The sequence below is a fragment of the Pseudomonas sp. Root401 genome (genome assembly GCF_001425105.1).
In the GTDB taxonomy this organism is placed as follows: domain Bacteria; phylum Pseudomonadota; class Gammaproteobacteria; order Pseudomonadales; family Pseudomonadaceae; genus Aquipseudomonas; species Aquipseudomonas brassicacearum.
This window is the reverse complement of record NZ_LMDO01000007.1, coordinates 111,018-130,857: the sequence shown is the minus strand read 5'-3', so window position 1 is coordinate 130,857 and position 19,840 is coordinate 111,018. Positions and strand designations below refer to the sequence as shown.

The following is a 19,840-nucleotide window of genomic DNA, read 5'->3' as shown; positions in this document are numbered from 1 at the left end:
GGTTTCAAGCTTACTTCCATCTGTTTCCGGCCCTAGGGCCGCCGTAGAGGCGAAATCATGAAGACAACCATCGAATTGCCTCTCCTGCCATTGCGCGATGTCGTGGTGTATCCGCACATGGTTATCCCGCTGTTCGTGGGGCGCGAGAAGTCCATCGAAGCCCTTGAGGCTGCGATGACGGGCGACAAGCAGATTCTTCTGCTGGCTCAGAGAAATCCCGCCGACGATGATCCCGGCGAAGACGCACTGTATCGCGTAGGTACGATTGCAACGGTTCTGCAACTGCTCAAGCTGCCCGATGGCACCGTCAAGGTCCTGGTCGAAGGCGAGCAGCGCGGTGCTATCGAGCGTTTCAGCGAAGTGGATGGCCATTGCCGGGCCGAGGTGTCGCTGATCGAAGAGGTCGATGCGCCCGAGCGTGAGTCAGAGGTGTTTGTCCGCAGCCTGCTGTCGCAGTTCGAACAATACGTGCAACTGGGCAAGAAGGTGCCTGCAGAGGTCCTGTCGTCGCTTAACAGCATCGACGAGCCTGGGCGACTGGTCGATACGATGGCGGCCCATATGGCCCTCAAGATCGAGCAGAAGCAGGAAATTCTCGAAATCATTGATTTGTCGGCCCGTGTCGAACACGTGCTGGCACTGCTCGACGGCGAAATCGATCTGTTGCAGGTCGAGAAACGCATTCGCGGTCGCGTCAAGAAGCAGATGGAGCGCAGCCAGCGCGAGTACTATCTGAATGAGCAGATGAAGGCCATTCAGAAAGAACTGGGCGATGGCGACGAAGGCCACAACGAAATCGAAGAGCTGAAAAAGCGCATCGATGCCGCCGGCTTGCCCAAGGATGCACTGGCCAAGGCCCAGGCCGAGCTGAACAAGCTCAAGCAAATGTCGCCGATGTCTGCCGAGGCCACCGTGGTGCGCTCCTACATCGACTGGCTGGTCCAGGTGCCATGGAAAGCCCAGAGCAAGGTGCGTCTGGACCTGGCGCGTGCCGAAGACATCCTCGACGCCGACCATTACGGCCTGGAAGAGGTCAAGGAACGCATCCTTGAATACCTCGCCGTGCAGAAGCGCGTGAAGAAGATTCGTGGCCCGGTCCTGTGCCTGGTCGGTCCTCCAGGGGTCGGTAAAACCTCCCTTGCGGAGTCGATTGCCCACGCCACCAACCGCAAATTCGTACGCATGGCCCTTGGCGGCGTGCGCGATGAGGCGGAAATTCGGGGCCATCGCCGTACCTACATCGGTTCGATGCCGGGAAGATTGATTCAAAAGATGACAAAGGTCGGCGTGCGCAATCCGCTGTTCCTTCTGGACGAAATCGACAAGATGGGTAGCGACATGCGCGGCGATCCAGCCTCCGCGTTGCTCGAAGTCCTCGATCCTGAGCAGAATCACAACTTCAACGATCACTACCTGGAGGTCGATTACGACCTGTCGGATGTGATGTTCCTCTGCACCTCCAACTCCATGAATATTCCGCCAGCGTTGCTGGACCGGATGGAGGTGATTCGTCTGCCGGGCTACACCGAGGACGAGAAGATCAACATCGCCGTGAAATACCTTTCGCCCAAGCAGATCCAGGCCAACGGCCTGAAAAAGGGCGAGCTGGAATTCGACGAGGAAGCGATTCGCGACATCATCCGCTACTACACCCGCGAAGCCGGTGTGCGTGGCCTGGAACGGCAGATTGCCAAGGTCTGCCGCAAGGCGGTCAAGGAACATGCGCTGGAAAAACGCTTCGCGGTCAAGGTCACTGCGGACCTGCTGGAGCACTTCCTGGGCGTGCGCAAGTTCCGCTACGGCCTTGCCGAGCAACAGGACCAGATCGGCCAGGTGACTGGCCTGGCCTGGACCCAGGTCGGTGGTGAGTTGCTGACCATCGAAGCGGCCGTGGTGCCGGGCAAGGGTCAACTGATCAAGACCGGTTCCCTTGGCGACGTGATGGTTGAATCGATCACCGCTGCGCTGACGGTGGTTCGCAGTCGCGCCCGGAGCCTGGGTATTCCCCTGGACTTCCATGAGAAGCGCGACACGCATATCCACATGCCTGAAGGGGCGACGCCCAAGGACGGCCCAAGCGCTGGTGTAGGCATGTGCACGGCCCTGGTCTCGGCATTGACCGGTATTCCGGTGCGCGCCGACGTCGCCATGACGGGTGAGATCACGCTGCGCGGCCAGGTCCTGGCGATTGGTGGCCTGAAGGAAAAACTGCTGGCGGCACACCGTGGCGGGATCAAGATCGTGATCATTCCCGAAGAGAATGTCCGCGACCTGAAGGAAATTCCTGACAACATCAAGCAAGATCTTCAGATCAAACCCGTTAAATGGATTGACGAGGTCCTGCAAATTGCGCTGCAATACGCGCCGGAGCCCTTGCCGGATGTGGCTCCGGAGATTGTCGCGAAGGAAGAAAAGCGAGAGTCTGACTCTAAGGAAAGAATTAGCACGCATTAATACGCATTTGCCTGGGGGGCTTCCTTGACAGTTTTTTAGAGCCCTTGTTATAAAGCGGCTCTTAAGTGTCTGCAGGCCATTCAGCACTCGTTTTTGCTTTCACCAAAAAAACTTAGAATCATCTCAAATAGATATAAGGGGACTTAGAGTGAACAAGTCGGAACTGATTGATGCTATCGCTGCATCCGCTGATATCCCGAAAGCTGCTGCTGGCCGTGCGCTGGACGCTGTAATCGAATCCGTCACTGGCGCTCTGAAGGCTGGCGACTCCGTTGTTCTGGTTGGTTTCGGCACCTTCTCCGTGACCGATCGTCCTGCTCGTATCGGTCGCAACCCGCAGACCGGTAAGACGCTGGAAATCGCTGCTGCCAAAAAGCCAGGCTTCAAAGCTGGTAAAGCACTGAAAGAAGCCGTTAACTAAGGTTTCGTTGAGTTTATCCGGGTCGGGGTCATGCCTGGCTTGGCAGCGGAGCGGTAACACGGCCGGTTGCAACCGGTCTGGCACACCAGGGCTTGCAGGTTAGAGCCCGGTCCGCTCCGCCAGTTACGAGAAGGCGCATCCTCGGATGCGCCTTTCTTCTATCCGGATTCTACCCACGCTCCACGGTTGCCTAAATTTGAAGTTCAACCGTTTCTGGGGGACGCATGCTGCAGAATATCAGGGACAATTCACAAGGCTGGATTGCCAAGACCATCATCGGGGTCATCGTCGCATTGATGGCGTTGACCGGTTTCGATGCCATTTTTCAAGCCACCACCAATAGCAACGACGCGGCCAAGGTCAACGGCGAAAACATCAGCCAGAACGAGCTGAGCCAGGCGGTCGACATGCAACGCCGTCAGCTCATGCAACAGCTGGGCAAGGATTTTGACGCCTCCCTGCTGGACGAAAAAATGCTGCGCGATTCAGCGCTCAAGGGCCTGATCGACCGCAAGCTGCTGCTGCAAGGCGCACACGATGCGAAATTCGCGTTCTCCGAAGCGGCGCTTGATCAAGTGATCCTGCAGACGCCTGAGTTCCAGGTCGATGGCAAATTCAGCCCCGAGCGTTTCGATCAGGTGATTCGCCAGTTGGGTTACAGCCGTATGCAGTTCCGCCAGATGCTGGCTCAGGAAATGCTGATCGGTCAGTTGCGCGCCGGCCTGGCAGGCAGCGGTTTCGTCACCGATGCCCAAGTGCTGGCATTTGCCCGCCTGGAAAAACAGACCCGTGATTTCGCCACCTTGAACATCAAGGCCGACCCGGCCTCCGTCAAGCTGACCGATGATGAGGTCAAGGCTTACTACGACCAACACGCCAAGGAATTCATGACGCCTGACCAGGTGGTCATCGATTACCTCGAGCTGAAGAAAGCCTCTTTCTTCGATCAGGTCAGCGTCAAGGACGAAGACTTGCAGGCGGCCTACCAGAAAGAAATCGCCAACCTGTCCGAACAGCGTCGGGCTGCGCACATCCTGATCGAAGTGAACGACAAGGTGACCGAAGCCCAGGCCAAGGCGAAGATCGAAGAGATCCAGGCTCGCCTGGCCAAAGGCGAGTCGTTTGAAGCGTTGGCGAAGGAGTTTTCCCAGGACCCGGGTTCGGCGAACAACGGCGGCGATCTGGGCTACGCCGGTCCTGGCGTCTACGATCCGGAATTCGAAAAGGCCTTGTACGCGTTGAACAAGGACCAGGTCTCGGCACCGGTACGCACCGATTTCGGTCTGCACCTGATCAAGCTGCTGGGTGTCGAAGCGCCTGAAGTGCCTACGTTTGCCAGCCTCAAGGACAAGCTGACCCGCGAGCTGAAGACCCAGCAGGTGGAGCAGCGTTTCGTTGAGGCGACCAAGCAACTGGAGGATGCCTCGTTCGAAGCGTCCGACCTGGCGCAACCCGCCCAGGACCTGAAGCTGACCGTCCACACCTCGGCCCCGTTCGGTCGTGAAGGCGGCGAAGGGATTGCGGCCAATCGTGCCGTGGTTACTGCTGCGTTCAGTCCGGAAGTGCTGGATGAGGGTGCCAATAGCACCGCCATTGAGTTGGACCCGGAAACCGTCGTAGTGCTGCGTGCCAAGGAGCACCGCAAGCCTGAGCAACTTCCGCTGGAAAGCGTGGCAGGGCCGATTCGTGCTCAATTGACCAAGGAGCACGCCAGCGCGGCAGCCAAGACCCGGGCCGACGAGCTGATCGCCAGCCTGCGCGATGGCAAGGTTGCACTGGACAAGCCGGTCGATGGCCAAGGCTGGAAAGCCACCCAGGCGGCAACCCGCAACCAGGAAGGCATCGACCCGGCGGTGCTGCAAGCACTGTTCCGCATGCCCAAGCCAGAGTCCAAGGACAAGCCGACGTTCACCAGCGTGACCTTGCCTGATGGCAGCCTGATGGTCGTGCGTTTGAATGGCGTGAACGAAGCGGCGGCACCGACTGACGAAGAGAAGGCGGAGTATCGCCGCTACCTCGCGTCCCGTGTTGGTCAGCAGGACTTTGCGGCGTATCGCAAGCAGTTGGAGAGCCAGGCGGAGATCAAGCGTTTCTAATTGCTTGATGCTTTTTCAAACCTGGTTGTGATGCTGTTCAGTTAGAAAAAACGGCGCTTCTTTCAGAAATGGGAAGCGTCGTTTTTTTTTTGGCTTCGTTTTTTGGGGTATATCCGTTTCTTCGGTAACGGCTACTTAGGGGGCCGCCCTTACGGCGGGTCACTTTCGAAAAGCCAGCGTGGTTGATGGGGCGCCGAGATCAATGTCCACCGCGAGGCGGCCTGACAGCCGGCCTCGTTCTTGGTGGAGAGCGCGTTTTCCCTGTGGGGCTTGCTCACGAAAGCGGTAGTTCAGTTTGCAGTGATGTTGGCTGTGCCGACTTCATCGCGAGCAAGCTCGCTCCCACAGGGGATTGTGGTGATCTGAAGGGAGAGTGATCAACCCGCTCTGGCCGGGCTGGGTAAGGCGTTTCCGGCCACAGGCGATGGTGGGCTTTTCATCAGGGCATCCAATGCCTGCCGGTAGTTTTTGCCCGCCAGGCTCATGCTGTTGTTATGCGTCGCCCCCGGCACCAGCAGCAGGCGCTTGGGCTCCCGGGCGGCGTTGAACAGTTGCTCGCTGAAGCGCGGCGGGACGTAGCGATCGGCAGAGCCATGGACCACCAGCAGCGGCATGTTGATCTCGCCGATTTTGTCGATGGAGTCGAATTTCTGTGACAGCAACCAGCGCACCGGCAGGGAGGTATTCGCCATCGCGGTGGCGACATCGCCCAAGGAGGTGAAGGTGGATTCGATGACCAGGCCTCGGACCTGGGCAGCACCATTGTTCGCGGCCTCCTGGCCCAACTGCGCAGCGAGGTCCACCGCGACGGCACCGCCCAGTGAATGACCGTAGATCAGCCGCAGGGCCGGGTCCGGTTGCAGTACCTTGAGGCGTTCCCAGGCGATGCGTGCATCTTCATAGACGCTGGCTTCCGACGGCAGATCCCCATGGCTTTTGCCAAAACCCCGGTAATCGATAGCCAGCACTGAATAGCCCAGCGCCCTCAGTTGTTGGATACGAAACAACTGGCCGGTCAAATTCCAACGCACACCGTGCAAGTACAGGATCGCCGGTGCGTTCTTGCGTTCGGCCGGCCACCACCAGGCGTGGATATTTTCCCCGGCCTTGAAACTCTTGGGCTTGAGATCGAATTCCTGCACACCGCTGGGAAGCCCGCTGAACCAGCTCGCGGTCCCCGGCTCGATGCGAAAGACCAGCTCGCGCTCCTTATGTTGCAACGCTCCACAGCCCACTGGCAGCCCGACCACCATTGCGCTCATGACAAGGAAGGCCAGCCAGCGCCGCCGAAGGCGAGAGAATAAAGGTAAAGGCATCGACGCAATTCGCTACTCGAAACAGAAGATGCCTTGTAGCAGATTCTCCGAAAGCGGCGCAGGGATTTCGGACGGCCGTGGCGAGGAGGACGCTCGCACTGGGGCCTGTAGGAGCTGGCGAAGCCTGCGATCTTTTGATCTTGATCTTTCGCCCTCGACTCATTGGGCTGTGGAAAGATCGCAGCCTCGCTTCGCTCGACAGCTCCTACGGGCGCAGTCCAGCGGGAGCAAGCGCCCCCGCCACAGGTATGCACCGCGCATCTGTCAGTGCACATCCCCATACTCAATCACCGTCGACACCCGCGCGTTCCGGCCGTACGCGACCTTGGGCACGCCCGCCAGGCGCTTGTACAGTACTTGGGTCAACGACTCGCCTGGCCCCAGGCTGGCATCGCCAAAATCCCCGTCCAGTTGCATCGGATGCACGATGACCTCAAGCGAGCCATATGCCGGTGGCGCGGCGTAGTCCAGGTCGGCCGGGGTGCAGACGTAGTCCGCTGTCGCACCGCACAGGCTGCGAATGCGCCGGTTGAACAGGGTTTTGAAGATGCGCTTGGGCGGGGTCAAGTTCGCCCCCAGGTTGCGCGCCAGGCGCATGGGTACGCCTTGCCTGGCGGCGAAGCGGGCCACCAGTTCGCCGATGGGCCAGATGTTGTGCACATGTTGATGGGAATCGAGATGGCTGGGGCGCAGGCCGTGGTCCAGGCAGTGTTGCCATTGCGCCTGCAGTTCATCTTCCACCGCCGCCAGATCCTTTGAACCCAGGCGCAGGCAATAACGCGACAGGTTCAGGTCGAATTGGCCATTGGCATCGCAAAAAACCGCTCGCGAGGTGATCGCCTGGCCCAGCGGCGGGCCGTAGCTGAGGTTGAAATGCAGGCCAACGTGGCCGTTGAGCAGCGGTTGCCGGGCCATTTCACACGCCTGCTCGAAACCCGGCATGTTGGCCATGGCCGTGGCCGAACTGATCACGCCGGTCTCGAAGGCCCGCAGGATCAGCGCGTTTTCATTGAGGCTGAGGCCGAAGTCGTCAGCGTTGACGATCACTTGGCGCGGCATTCGTCTTCTCCTGGTTCTTTGGGGGGGACGATGCCGTCGTCGCGGTCGGTTTGCTCCGGCGTTTGCCGAACCATGGCTTCAAGCTTTTCCATAGCCGCAAGGCAAACCCCAGGAGCAAGCCACCGGGCTGCCAGGAATAAAAACTCCAGCGCCAGTGTTCCAGTTGGCCAGTCATGCGTTCGTGTAGCTGATGGCTGGAGTTCTCCAGGCTGACCCGTGATGCGTCGATCCAGCGCCAGTTTTCGTCCAGCCCCCAGCGAATCCACTCCTCGAGCAACACCCGGCCGCTGCCCAGGTCGGCATGCTGCGGCAGGAACGCCAGGTTGTAGTCGTACAGCCGTCCCTGGTCCAGCAGGCCGAGGCGATAGCTGATGCATTCGCCGTTCAGCTCCAGCAGCACCACCCGCACCAGGCCTTGGGCGGCGAGGGCGGTGAAGGCGAGGTTCATCCATTGCCGGCGCCTGGGGTCGGCGAAGATGCCGACGCCTTCCTCGCCTTTCCAACTGGCCGCCTCGACCTCGGCGAGGTTGCGCAACAACTGCCCCATGCTGATGGCGTCCGGTTTCACCCGGAGGATCTCGGCGCCACAGGCGGCGATCCGCTTGCGTGCGCGGCGCAATTTGTAGCGTGGGTCGCCAGAGATTTCCTGATGGTCGCTGTCGCTGATCAAATGCACCGGCACCCGGCAACTCAGGCGTCGTTCTCCGGTGGAACTCAGTGCCATCCAGGCACTGAGGACGCTTTGCTCGCCGACCGGCTCGACCACCTCATTCAATTGCAGCAGCGCGTGGGGCAAGTGCTGGCGGATCTGCATCAGCGCCTGCCCCATGCCCTCGGCGTCCAGGCGCACTATCAAGGCGATGCGGTCGGCCAATGGATAACCCAAGTGATGCAACACCCGGAACCGCAGCCCGCCGATACGCTCACGCCCCGATACCAGGGGCAGGCACAGGCACAGCGCCTGGTCCTCCCAGCCCAGCAACACCTGTAACTGCTGGTCCGGCAGCAGGGCGAATTCCGCCGCTTGCAGCCAGGCCAGGGTGTTGAAGGGCGTAGCGTCGGGCACCTGGGTTCGCAGCTGGTCATAGGCCGTTATGGGAAAGTCCTCGGCGCCCAGGGAGCGACACCATTGGAACCGGATCGCCATGGGCGTCAGGCCGCCGCGGTCGATGCAACCGGCTGGGCCGGTTTACGGAAGGCGTCCAGTGCCGAGCCGTTGTAAAACGTGTCGCGGAAGAACCGCCAGCGGCCGAACAGGCGATACATATGGGTGATCTTGCCGCGCTCCTGGAAGCCCATGCGTATATGCATCTTGATCGCTGGGATGTTCTCTATGTCGCAGACATCGACCATGGTGTCGCATCCTTTGTCCGCCATGACTTTCCACACATCAAGTTGCATGTCCGCCGACATCCTGGAACCCCAGTAAGCACGGGTCATCTCGCCACCGAACTGAAAGTATTCACCGGGGTTGATCGGGAAGTTGCAGCGATAGAAATGGCGGTCGAAATAGTCTTGCGTGCTGCCCCAGGCGAACCCCACGGTGTCGCCTTGATCATCCAGGTACATCAAGCCTGTAAAGCCTTCGGCTGCCAGCTCGCGCATGGTTTCGACGCGGTCGCCGAAATACCGGGCAAAGGCGTCGGCATTGCTGACCGTGATGAACTCCAGGCGCACCGGTGGGTAGGGCTTGAGGTTATGCGGGGGCAGTGGGGTTCGCACATCGTGCTCCAGCCACACCAGTTGCGAGTGGAGAAACACGTAGCGTCTGAACAGCTGTTTGAGGATGGCGCGCAGGCCTTTTTTCTGAATGCGATCACGCAATTTCTGCAGAACGTTCATGGTGCCTCCTGACGGGTGGCGGGTTGGGGGGAAACGGGAGCGGTCCAGCTCAGGGCAAACAGGGTTTCTCCTGGCAGGAGAAAGCGGATCTGCCCGGCCTCGCAGTTGAATGGGGCGCTGCGGCTATGGTTGTCGGGGCCGAAATACACCAGCTCGGCTTGCGGCTGGGGGCAGGGCACACCGTCCAGGTTGACCTGTTGCGGGCGCGTGCTTTTGTTCACGCCCAGCAGGCTGCGTCTTGCGTCGGTGGCCATGGCCAGCACGTCGACTTCGAAGGCGTCGTTGTCCAGGCGCAGCACTTGGTCCAGCCAATGCTGGTGGATGAACTGCTGGGCCAGGCCCACGGGCTTGAGTTCGAAGCGCTGGTTGTCCAGCACCCGCACCATGCCTTTTGGGTACTCCGGTTCGTCGGCGGACTGGAACCAGTTGAGCATGTCCAGCCAACCGTCCGCTGAGGCGTTGATCACCACGGACGTCCACCACAGGGCGGCGTAATGGGTTTCCTGGTCGTAGGGGCTCAGGCTTGAGCCGCTGGACATGTTGGTCTGGTCGAGCAGCAAGGCCTTGCGCGGCCGGCCGTTGCTGTCCAGGCCCACCAGCTCGGCGGCCTGACGCACGCTGTTGCGATAGGCCCGGGTCGCCAGCAGGTCGCGGATCATCCATTCGTGCCAGGCCAGGGCGTCGATCTGGTCACTGGATTCGGCCAGCAAGCGTCGCGCCCAGTCGATCCCGCGCCGGTCAGCGGCGTTTTCCGCCAGGGGACCGTTGGTGAACCGGGAACTGGCCGGTATGGCAATGCGCACCCCGGCGCGGGTGTTGGCGGGGTCGACGCGAACCTGACTGGCCATGCTCTCGAACACCTGCTGGAAACTGGCGAAATCCGGGTAGTTGAGGTTTGGCTCATCGGCGAAACTGAGGTAATGGATGCCTTTGCCGCCCAAGGCGCGGGTCGACGTGAGCCAGGCTTGCAAGCCGCTGTTGCTGGTGCGGTCGGCTCTCAAGTCGGCCTTGCGTGCGCTACCGGCCAGCAGGGTGATGTCCCGGGTGATGCCAAAGCGGTCCTGGTACAGGCGCCGGAACCTATCTTCGTGGTCCGGCTTGGCAGCGGTGACGTCGACAAAACTGTAATAAGTGGCGGCCTGGGGCTTGAGGGCATCGATGACCGGGTAGGCCGAGGGTGGGGGCATGACGTAAGGCAGGGAAATGCCCAGTTTTGGCGTTGTTCCCAGGACGTCGCGATAGAGTTTCAGGTGCGCCTGCCCCGGATCCTGGCGCAGCGGCTGCAGGTGCTCAGCGGCTTGGGCGAACAGGTTCGCCGTGCCGTCCAGCCAGAACGCCGCCTTGCCGTTGCCCTGCAACTGCAAGCGCCAGGTTTGCTCGACGTTGGCAACGGGCAAGGCGACCTGATCGAACTGCCAGTAGGCCGGGTATGGCTTGAGGTTCAACTGCACCTGTTTGCCATCCGCGACGCGCCGGGCTTGCAGGCTGCGCACGCCGCCGTGGAACTTGCCCGCCAGCACGGCTTGTTCACCGGGGGCGACCTTGAAATACAACTCATCGCCGTCATGGGTTTCAGCGCTGAAATGCACCTTGGCCGGGGCGAACATCGCTTGGGTCCGGGCATCGTGTTCGATGTTGTAGCGGCGGAAGCTATAGCCGGGAATTTCCAGTCGATAGCTGGTGGCCCCTGGCAGCAAAGGCCACTGCTGCTCGCCACGTTCCTGGTCGGCCTTGATCAAGCGCTCACCCACCAGGCGCCCCTGGCCGTTGAGCAGGTACAGGTGTTCTGAATTGGCGTTGGCCTGCCAGGCTGGCACCCAGCGCACGGTCACGTAATCCGGGCGGTCGGTCTGCAGGTACAGGCTGCCGTCGCGGATGCCGGTCCATTGCATCGCTGCACCCTGGGCAAAAAAGGCCAGGCTCCAAAGGCACAGGCCGGCAGCCATTTTCCACCAGTGCCGCACCGGCCCCATCGCGAGCAGGCTCGCTCCCACAGTTGATTTGTGGTGGTCGCAGATAGTGTGTTCGGCACCGCGCCCCTGTGGGAGCGAGCCTGCTCGCGAAGGCGTCGGCACATTCACCATCGGTGCAAGCTGACTCGGTGCTTTCACAAGGGCATCACCGCCCCCTGTGGGAGCGAGCTTGCTCGCGATGGCGGTTTGGCAGGCAATCACACTCATGCCGATTTCCCCAACAGCATCTGGCGCATCGGCAGCAAGTCGCTGGGCAGGATGATCAGTGTCTGCCACAGCGCCACGCCGCTAAGGCGGCAGTACATGGCCAGCAGCGCCACGGTCACGCCCAGGTAGGCGATTGAAGACGCGGCGGCGGCCCCGACAATGCCGTAGCGGGGAATCAGGATCAGGTTCAGTGCCAGGTTCAACAGTGCGCCCACGCCCATCAGCAGCGAAACCGTGCCGGGGCGGTCCTTGCCCAGCAGGTCCAGGCGCAGGATGCTCGCGTAGCACAGCCCGAACAGCCCCGGCAGCAACGCCAGCAAGGCGGGATACGCCGGCTGGTAGGCGGCGCCGAACAACGTGACGATCAGCCATTGGCCGATCAGCGCCATGCTCAGGCAGGCGCCGAGCATCACTGTAGCGGTCAGGCGCAAGGCCAGGGGTGTCAGGCGTTGCATGTCGCGGTCCTGCTGCAACAGGCGTTTCATCAGCGGCGTGGTGACAGCTTCCGGCACGATCAGCAGCAATTCGGCGGCGGCGCTGGCCATGGCGTAGTGACCCAGGGCCGTGCTGCCCAGCAGGGCACCGATGAACAGGAAGTCCGAGCGCAGCAGCACTTGCTGGAACAGCAGGTCCGGATGGCTGCGGGCGCCGTAGCGCAGCAGTTCGTTCTGATGAGTGCGATCCCAGCGCAGGGTGACCACATGATCGCGGCGCAACCACATCCAACCGGCCAGCACCACCAGACTCAGGCCCGCCAGCCAACTGATCAGCGCCGCTTCCAGGGCCGCATCTTTCCACATCCAGAACAGCACCAGGAACAGCACCAGTGGCACCAGGGATTCCATCAGGCGCAAAGCGTTGAAGGCGCCCACGCCGCCGGAGGCGTTGTGCAGCGTCAGCAGACCACTCTTGAGCACGGTCAACGGCACGGCCAGCAACAGCAGCCAGGCGAGCAATCCCAATTGCGTGGCGATGTCCAGCTCGCCGCCGAATTCGCGCACCAGCGCCACCACCAGCAAGGTCAACAAGCCGGCCAACAGGCAGCCGAAGACCAGCACCTGGCTGAGCAGCAGCCCCATCGAGCGCTGCTGCGCCGCCTGATAACCCACGGCGGAATTCAGGCCACCGCTGGTGGCGGCGCTGATCAGGTCCGGCAGGGTGCTGAGCAAGGCAAACAGCCCACGTTCGCTGGGGCCGAGAATTCGCGCCAGCAGCACATTGCGCAGCAGGCGCAGGCCGATCATCGCCAGGCGCGTGCCCATGCTCAGCGCCAGGTGCTTGAGGTAATGAGCGCGGCTCATGGGCGTGTCCCTCGGCGAATGCGCCAGGCCAGTAATTCAGGGTGATGGGCGTTGTGTTGGCTGACGCCGAAACGTGGCACGTTCAAGGGGTCGCCGTCGTTGCGATACAGCCCGGCCTCGGTGCCGAGGGCGAAGGCAAAACCGTGGGCCGCCACCTGTTGGCGCACGCGCTCATCGTGATCGCCGTTGGGGTAGCAATACACCGGCAAGGGTTGGGCGCAGCCGTTTTCCAGGGCGATCCAACTGCGTGTCAGTTCTTCGTGCAGGCGCTGGTCGTCCAGCCCGGTCAGGATTGCGTGGCTGGCGCCATGGGGGCCAAAGCGGATCAGGCCGGAGTCCTCGAGCATGCGTACCTGGGGCCAGTCCAGGGCCTGGGGCTGGGAACCCTGCGGGCAGGCGTCGGTGAGGTCGCTCAACGTCTGTGCATCGAGGCTCTTGAGGCTTTGCAGGTAATGCAGCAGCGCCAGGCTGCGGCGCTCGTCGTCGATGTCATCGAGCAGCACCGGCAACGGTCGACCGACGAGCTGCAAGTGCTCGATCAATGCGCGCCGCGCCACCTGGCCATGGCTGCCCCAAAGGGTTTCGCCGATGCTTTCCCACCAGAAGTGCTGGCGGCTGCCGATGAAATCGGTGGAGAGGAAAATACTCGCCGGCACCTGGTACTGGCGCAGCAACGGAAAGGCATTCATGGCGTTGTCGCGCCAACCGTCGTCGAAGGTCAGGGCCACCCGCGGGCGGTTCGGAACGCTTTCAGGGTCGGCCAGCAACAAGCTCATCAGCGGCACGCACTCGAAATGCCGTAGCAACCAGATCAGCAAATGTTCAAACGCTTCGGGCCCCACGCACAGTTCGTTGCGGTGCGGCAGTTCGGCGGCGCGGTCGTTGTTCAGCACGCGATGGAGCATCAGGATCACGCCGGCACCACGCAGGGGATGGCGGCCCAGGGACGTGTTCAGGTACAACCAGCCGCCGGTGCGCTTGAAGACTTGTTTGATCGACATCGGCCGTACTCCTTAGCGATTCTGCTCTGGGTTCCATTGGCTGTAGCGCTGGCCCCGCAGGAACTGCCAGAGCCCGATGCTCATGCCCGCCAGCGTCACCAGCACGAATGCGGCCAGGCGAAAGGGCCGGGGCAAGCGGTGGCGCGCGTCCATCAAGCCGATCAGCGCCATGGCGTAACCGAGCAATTGCGCCACCAGGCTCAGGCGATAGAACGGATGCTCGTTCCACAGCCAGGCATTGCTCAGCAAGAGCGGCAGCAGCAACACCGGCGCCAGGCGGCGGATCAACTTGTGGCTGATCAACCCGATGGCGTAGAGCCCATGACGCAGTGGGTTGAGCAGTTCCCGGCGCTGAGCCAGGCTCTGCAACCCGCCGACGGTGACCCGCTGGCGACGGCGAAACTGCTTGTCGGCTTCGTCCACGCCCTGGTCGGTCACCCGGGCCATGGGGGCATAGACGATGGACTTGCCGGCGGCTGGCGCGCAGGTGCTGAGGAAAAAGTCATCGTTGACCTGGGCCGGTATCGGTTGGAACAGCACCCGGCGCAGGGCCAACAGCGCGCCGTCGGCCGAGACCATGCAACCGGTGCGACTCTCCACCCGACGCAACCAGCCTTCGTAATGGCGATACAGGCTGTCGCCCAGGCTCAGGCCTTTGCCCGGCACCGGGATTTCCATGTGCCCGGCACAGGCGCCGACTTCCGGATCGCCCAAGGGTGCCAACAGATGGCTGAGGGTGTCGCTGGCCCATTGGTTATCGGCGTCGGTGAACACCAGGATCTCGCCGCTGCTGTGGGTGACACCGGTATTGAGGGCGGCGGCCTTGCCCTGGCGCGGCAGGTCGAGCACGGTGATGCGCGGGTCGATCACCTTGCGTGCGCAGGCCACCGTGTCGTCGGTGGAGCCGTCGCTGGCGAGGATGATTTGCAATGAATGAGCCCGATAATCCTGGGCCAGCAAGGTGCGCAACTTTTCCTCGATGTGCCGTGCCTCGTTGTGGGCGGCAATGACGATGCTCACGTCCATCGGAAACGCCTTGCCGTAGTGCCGCAGCGGAAACAGCGGCGCCAGCAGGCTCAACATCAAGGGATAACCGAGGTAGGCGTACACCGGCAACAACAGGCACGACCAGTAAATGAATTCAGCCACGGGCAGGTCTCCTGGCATTCCAATGACACAGATTGAGCAGCAGTGCGGCGCCGGTCAGGTGCAGGCGCACCCCATGCAAGGCCCACAATTGCAAGGTCAGGCGCGGATCACGCCGGCTCTGGCGCAGGCTCAGGAACAGGGGCGGCAGGGCGGTGACCAGCAACAATGCCAGCGCCAGGTGCAATTGCCCCTGGAGCAACGCGAGCACGGCCAGCAGGTCCAAGCCCCAGGCGCCAATGGACAGCGCCGGGAAGCGCAGCAGGCGCAGGCTCGGGCCATGGCTGCGGAGCAATTGCAGATGGCTGCCTTGGCGCCACAGTTCCTTGCGCATCCACTCGCGCCAACTGCCTTCGTAGCCCCAGTGCAGGGCGACGCTTTCGTTGACCAGCAGCAATTGCGCGTCGGCCTGGCGAAGGCGCCAGGAGAAGTCCTTGTCTTCGCCGGTGCGCAGGGTTTCGTCGAAGCCACCGACCCGTTCGAACCAGTTGCGACGCATCAACAGGTTGGCACTGGGCAGCCACTGCACCCGATGCAGGAGGCGTGACCCCGGGCGCTGGCTGCGGCGCTGCCAGGCTTCGGCGAACCACGGCGCCTGCCGGGGCGTGTCGAGGTCCAGGCCGAGTACGTCGCCCTGGTGGCCTTCGAGTTCCAGCAACAGCTTGAGCCAGTCGGCCGGCATTTCGATGTCGGCATCGATGAACGCCAGCCAGTCACCCTGGGCGACGGCGGCACCGCGGTTGCGCAGGGCGCCGATGTGCACGCCTGGCACGATCAACACCCGTGCCCCCAACTCGTTGGCGATGCGCGGGCCATGGTCGTCGGAGCCGTTGTCCACCACGATCAATTCACATGCCAGGCCTGCCTGGCGGGCGGCTTCCTGCGCCGCTTGCAGGGTACGGCCGATGTGCCGGGCCTCGTTGTACATCGGGATGACAATGCTGACGCAACTCATGGACGAGCCTCCTGCGGCGCGGCCTGCTCGGCGTCGTAGCGCAACACGCTGGTGAGGGCGAGCATGATCCACAGCAACTTGTGGTTCGGCGCGCTGAGGAACATCAGGAACAACGCCAGCGAGAGGAAACTCATGCCCAGGTGCGTCAGCAGGTCCGCTTGCGCCCAGTCCCGCCGCTGCAGCCAGAGCCGACGGGCGTGCAGCAGGTTGTACAGGCCAAGGCCGATCATGGCGACGAACATCAGCCCGCCGGGGACGCCGACTTCGCTGAAGATTTCCAGGTAGGTGTTATGGGCCCGGCGATACAGGTCCCCCAGCTTGCGATTGGCCGAGAACGCCTTGGCATAGCCGGTGGGGGCGTAGTGCAGGGGAAAGGTCCCGGGGCCTGAGCCGAGTATCGGGTTTTCGCGGATCATCTGGCTGCCGACCAGGATGTACGAGGCGCGGCGACCCAGGGATTCGTCCTGGTGGGCGCTGGCGCCGGCACTGAGGATGCTCAATGACTGGATGCGCGCGACATAGCCGGCCGGCATCACGGCGATCGCCAAGGGAATCAGCAATGCCAGCCCAAGCATGGCGAAGCCCAGGTGCCGTGGGCGGATACGCGGCAACTGCGCGCGGTAGTGATACAGGCCGATCATCAGGCTGAGCATCAACACCACCAGCCCCGAGCGTGATTCGGTCTTGGTCATGCCGCCCAGCAACAGGATGAAACAGCCGCCCCAGAACAACCGGTGCAGCAAGCTCGGGCCGCGCACCACCAGCAGCAACGCCAGCGGCACGGTAAAGGCGATCAGCAGGGCGAAGGTGTTTGGGTCTTCCAGCAGGCCGGACGCGCGGCCCTGGTCCTGGTACTTGGCCGAGAACATCGCCAGCACGCAGGTAGTGGTGACGCTCAAGGTCACCAGGCGACAGAACAGGTCCAGGTTCAATTCACGACCGACCAGCAGCGTGATCACGAACAGAATCAACCCAACCGCCAGTTCGCGAAAATGGGTCGTGGACAGGCCCATGTTTTCCGACAACAGCAGGCTCAGGCCATAGAGCACCATGAAGCCGATCAGTGGCCGCCAGATATTGCTGCGCAGGCGTGTCCCGGGAATCTGGTGCACCGCCAGTTGCAACATCAGGATCATGATCAACGCCAGGCCAAGGAATTTGCTGCCGGAAAAGGCGTTGTCCTTGAACAGGCCTTCGAACGGCACCAGTGCGGCGATGCCCAGCAAACCCCAACCGGGCTTGCGGTACAGCACGGCGACGCCGACCAGGCCGAGTACTGCGCCCGGTGCCAGGAACGGATAGGGGCTGGCCAGCAACGCCAGGCACACCAGGCCCAGCAGGCTGACGATCGAGAGCGGGACAATCATGAGCGAGCCTCCCGTGCTGTGCGGATGTAAAGCTGCGACCAGCGTTCGGCCAGCGTGCGCAGGTCGTAGCGGTCCCGTTGGGTGCGGCGTGCGTTGTCGGCCAGGATCCGCGCCAGGGGCGGTTCGCTGAATAGCGTTTCGATCTGCGCCGCCAGTTCCGCGCTGTCGGCCGGTGCCGCGAGCAGGCCGTTATGGCGATCCTGCAACACGTCGGGAATGCCGCCGACGCCGAACGCCACCACCGGCACGCCGGCCTGCATGGCCTCGAGCAGAATCATCGGCGTGCCTTCGGTGCGCGAGCTGATCACCAGGGCGTCGAGGCGACTCCACCAGGCGTTCATGTCGGTCTGGTAGCCCGGCAATTCGATACGCGTGGGCAGTCCGGCGTCGGTGATGCGCTTGAGCAGTGCCTGGCGTTCCGGGCCGTCACCGAGCATCACCGCGTGCAGCGATGCATGCTTCTGGCACAGCGGGATCATGGCGTCGAGGAACAGGTCCGGACCTTTCTCGCTGCTCAAGCGGCCGACGTAGCCGACCCGCCAGCGTTGCTTGTCAGCGCGGTGGGCCAGTGGCGTGCTGGCCGCTGGCAGGCCATTGGGGATGACATCGAGTTTTTCCGCTCGCACGCTGGCCCGGCGATGCAGCGTGGCAATGCTCTCGGCCACGCAGACGACCCGCTTGACCGAGGCGGTGCGGCACAGTTGCAGGCTCAGCCAGGTATAGAAGCGCTGCTTGGGGCTGCGTGGGGTGAAGCCATGCTGGGTAATCACCAGCGGCAGGCCCAGCAGCGTGGCGGCGGACCAGCCGAACAGCAGCCCCTTGAAGTTGTGGGTGTTGATCAGCGGTCGCTCGTCCCGGCGCTGGAGCAGGTGCTGCAACAGCTCGGCCCAACTGGCGCAATGACGGCAATCGACCCCGGCCTGGCGAAAACGCGTGATCAAGGTCGGTGGCGCCGCCAGGAACAGCACCTGGTGCTGCCCGGGCGTCGCCAGGCAATGATCGAGCAGCATCCGCTCGGCCCCGTAGAAGCCGCCGCTGTCGAGCAGATGAATGATCGACAGGGGGCTGCTGTGGCGGGTCGGGCCGAACGGCGCGTTCAATTTCGCACCCAATGGACAAGGCTGGGCAGGCTCCAGTTGCGGTGCGGGTTGACCTGGTCGGGGGACTGCTCGTTGATCACCAACAGTACCGGCACATCCAATTGCTGGGTGATTTGCGCTGGGTGCTTGAAGCGATGGTCGAAGAACTCACGCACATAGACCAGGGCGATCGCCAGCAGCAGGCCGCTGAACATGCCGAAGACAATGATCAGCATCGGCTTGGGAAAGGCCGGGGCGGTCGGTTCGAACGGTGGGCTCAGGACCCGCGCGTTGGACAGGTCGGTGTCCAGCGACCGCGCGGTGCTGGCTTCGGCGAAACGCTGGGCATAGGTGGAGAACGCCGCATGCAGGGCGTTGATCTCGGTGTCCATCTGCCGCAACTTGCTCTGGGTTTCCTGCAACTGGTGGATGCGTTCCTTGAACGTGGCGATGCGCTGGACTTTCTGATTGATCACCGAGCTGACGACGGCCAGGTCGGTGGTGCGTTCCTGGATCCGGTTGTTCACCACCTTCAGGAACTGCTGGCGCGTGCGGACGATCTGTTCCCGGGCCAGCAGCATCGGTTCGCTGCCGGGCTGGAAGATCGCCAGGTCATTCATGTAGCGGCTGACCTGGCTGGTCAGTTGCTCGCCCAGCTGTCTGATTTCCCGGTCTTCGAAGGCAATGTTGTCCACGGTGGTGGTGAAGGTGAACGGGAAGGTGTAGTCGTTGAACCGCGAGCTGTTCGCTGCGGCGAGACTGGTCTTGAGGTAATCGAGCCAGCGTTGGCTTTGCAGCAGGCGATCCTGGTACAGGTTCAGGGCCTGTTCTTCGGTGTTGATGGCGTTCAGGCGGAAGGTGATTTCTTCCTTGGGGTCGGACGAACCGATGTTTTCCAGCAGCCCCAGGCGGGTGCCTTCCAGACCGTCGAGACGAGTCTGGTACTGGGCTTTCTTCTGCTCATAGAACGTCTGCGGCATTTCGATCGATTGCAGGTCCTGGCGGCTGCTGAGGTAGTTCTGCAGCAGTTGCGCCACGAACCGGGTGCCTTGGGCCGGGTCGCCAAAACTGTAGACGATGGAGATGACGTTGGAGCCGGGCAGGGTCTCGATCTTCAGGTTTTCGATGGCCTCTTCGGTCAGCGTATCGAGCACGGTGTCGCGCACCGGATCGACTTCAAGCCCCAAGCCATCGCGCAGCGGGTTGATGACGTACTCGCGCAGCGGCTGGGTGATATACGTCTTGAGCGGTTCGCTCACCCATTTGTTGAAGATGCCGGGGCTTGGGGTGTATTCGCCCTGGTCGCGCAGGGTGCTGATGGTCTGCCGGATCAACGCCGGCGAGCGCAGGATATTGCTCTCGGTTTCCATGTCCGCCAGGGACGGCGGGATGAAGGTCGCGTTCTCTTGGTTCAGCGACGTGGTGGCGTCGCCCTGGGAGAGTTTTTTCGACTGGACGATCACCTGGGCGGTGATATCGAAGCTCTGCTTGAGCATCAACGGCAGCACCAGGGCGATCACGGCGAAAATCAGGAAGATACGCTTCACCCACTGCTTGTTGGCGAAGAAGATCCTGAAAAACTCGTGCAGATAATTTTCCTTGGGGTTCATGATCGTCACCTGA

15 protein-coding genes are annotated in these 19,840 nt (G+C 62.2%); 3 read left to right on the top strand and 12 right to left on the bottom strand.

The annotated features are described in order from the left end of the window. Nucleotides 1-57: 57 nt before the first annotated feature. From lon to ASC85_RS07540, 3 genes are all read left to right on the top strand, one after another. Nucleotides 58-2,454, top strand: coding sequence for an endopeptidase La (gene lon / locus ASC85_RS07555; RefSeq protein ID WP_057448844.1), 2,397 nt, complete (start codon nucleotides 58-60; stop codon nucleotides 2,452-2,454). Between the two features lie 148 nt (nucleotides 2,455-2,602). Next, nucleotides 2,603-2,875, top strand: coding sequence for an HU family DNA-binding protein (locus tag ASC85_RS07550; protein ID WP_002552737.1), 273 nt, complete (start codon nucleotides 2,603-2,605; stop codon nucleotides 2,873-2,875). Between the two features lie 224 nt (nucleotides 2,876-3,099). Continuing rightward, the gene (locus tag ASC85_RS07540) at nucleotides 3,100-4,971 is read left to right on the top strand and encodes a SurA N-terminal domain-containing protein (RefSeq protein ID WP_057448843.1); all 1,872 of its coding nucleotides are present in this window, start codon (nucleotides 3,100-3,102) and stop codon (nucleotides 4,969-4,971) included. A 377-nt stretch (nucleotides 4,972-5,348) separates the two neighbouring features. On the opposite strand, the gene ASC85_RS07535 is transcribed toward ASC85_RS07540, so the two are convergent. The 12 genes from ASC85_RS07535 to ASC85_RS07480 all read right to left on the bottom strand — a co-directional run bounded on the left by ASC85_RS07535 (nucleotide 5,349) and on the right by ASC85_RS07480 (nucleotide 19,827). Then, nucleotides 5,349-6,287, bottom strand: a complete 939-nt coding sequence (locus tag ASC85_RS07535) for an alpha/beta hydrolase (protein WP_057448842.1) — start codon at nucleotides 6,285-6,287, stop codon at nucleotides 5,349-5,351. Between the two features lie 264 nt (nucleotides 6,288-6,551). Continuing rightward, nucleotides 6,552-7,346 (bottom strand): ChbG/HpnK family deacetylase, encoded by a 795-nt coding sequence (locus ASC85_RS07530; RefSeq protein ID WP_057448841.1) that lies wholly within the window; start codon nucleotides 7,344-7,346, stop codon nucleotides 6,552-6,554. After that, a complete protein-coding gene (locus ASC85_RS07525; protein WP_057448851.1) occupies nucleotides 7,318-8,493 on the bottom strand; it encodes a GNAT family N-acetyltransferase in 1,176 nt (391 codons plus the stop codon). The genes ASC85_RS07530 and ASC85_RS07525 overlap by 29 nt, the downstream gene beginning before the upstream one ends. A 5-nt stretch (nucleotides 8,494-8,498) precedes the next feature. Continuing rightward, on the bottom strand, nucleotides 8,499-9,188 hold the full coding sequence (locus ASC85_RS07520; protein ID WP_057448840.1) for a hypothetical protein: 690 nt from the start codon (nucleotides 9,186-9,188) through the stop codon (nucleotides 8,499-8,501). Next, a complete protein-coding gene (locus tag ASC85_RS07515; protein WP_057448850.1) occupies nucleotides 9,185-11,134 on the bottom strand; it encodes a hypothetical protein in 1,950 nt (649 codons plus the stop codon). Before ASC85_RS07515 ends, ASC85_RS07520 begins: the two co-directional genes overlap by 4 nt. A gap of 230 nt (nucleotides 11,135-11,364) precedes the next feature. Next, nucleotides 11,365-12,669 (bottom strand): lipopolysaccharide biosynthesis protein, encoded by a 1,305-nt coding sequence (locus tag ASC85_RS07510; protein ID WP_057448839.1) that lies wholly within the window; start codon nucleotides 12,667-12,669, stop codon nucleotides 11,365-11,367. Continuing rightward, a complete protein-coding gene (locus ASC85_RS07505) occupies nucleotides 12,666-13,670 on the bottom strand; it encodes a polysaccharide deacetylase family protein (protein ID WP_057448838.1) in 1,005 nt (334 codons plus the stop codon). Before ASC85_RS07505 ends, ASC85_RS07510 begins: the two co-directional genes overlap by 4 nt. Nucleotides 13,671-13,682: 12 nt before the next feature. After that, nucleotides 13,683-14,819: a glycosyltransferase family 2 protein gene (locus ASC85_RS07500; protein ID WP_057448837.1), complete on the bottom strand. Its 1,137-nt coding sequence runs from the start codon at nucleotides 14,817-14,819 to the stop codon at nucleotides 13,683-13,685. After that, nucleotides 14,812-15,771 carry a glycosyltransferase gene (locus ASC85_RS07495; protein WP_057448836.1) on the bottom strand — a complete coding sequence of 320 codons (960 nt, stop codon included), beginning with the start codon at nucleotides 15,769-15,771 and terminating at the stop codon, nucleotides 14,812-14,814. Before ASC85_RS07495 ends, ASC85_RS07500 begins: the two co-directional genes overlap by 8 nt. After that, nucleotides 15,768-17,138: an O-antigen ligase family protein gene (locus ASC85_RS07490; protein WP_057448835.1), complete on the bottom strand. Its 1,371-nt coding sequence runs from the start codon at nucleotides 17,136-17,138 to the stop codon at nucleotides 15,768-15,770. Before ASC85_RS07490 ends, ASC85_RS07495 begins: the two co-directional genes overlap by 4 nt. Next, nucleotides 17,135-18,238 carry a glycosyltransferase family 4 protein gene (locus ASC85_RS07485; protein WP_057448834.1) on the bottom strand — a complete coding sequence of 368 codons (1,104 nt, stop codon included), beginning with the start codon at nucleotides 18,236-18,238 and terminating at the stop codon, nucleotides 17,135-17,137. The genes ASC85_RS07490 and ASC85_RS07485 overlap by 4 nt, the downstream gene beginning before the upstream one ends. Further along, nucleotides 18,235-19,827, bottom strand: coding sequence for a GumC family protein (locus ASC85_RS07480; RefSeq protein WP_057448833.1), 1,593 nt, complete (start codon nucleotides 19,825-19,827; stop codon nucleotides 18,235-18,237). Before ASC85_RS07480 ends, ASC85_RS07485 begins: the two co-directional genes overlap by 4 nt. Between the last annotated feature and the right edge of the window lie 13 nt (nucleotides 19,828-19,840).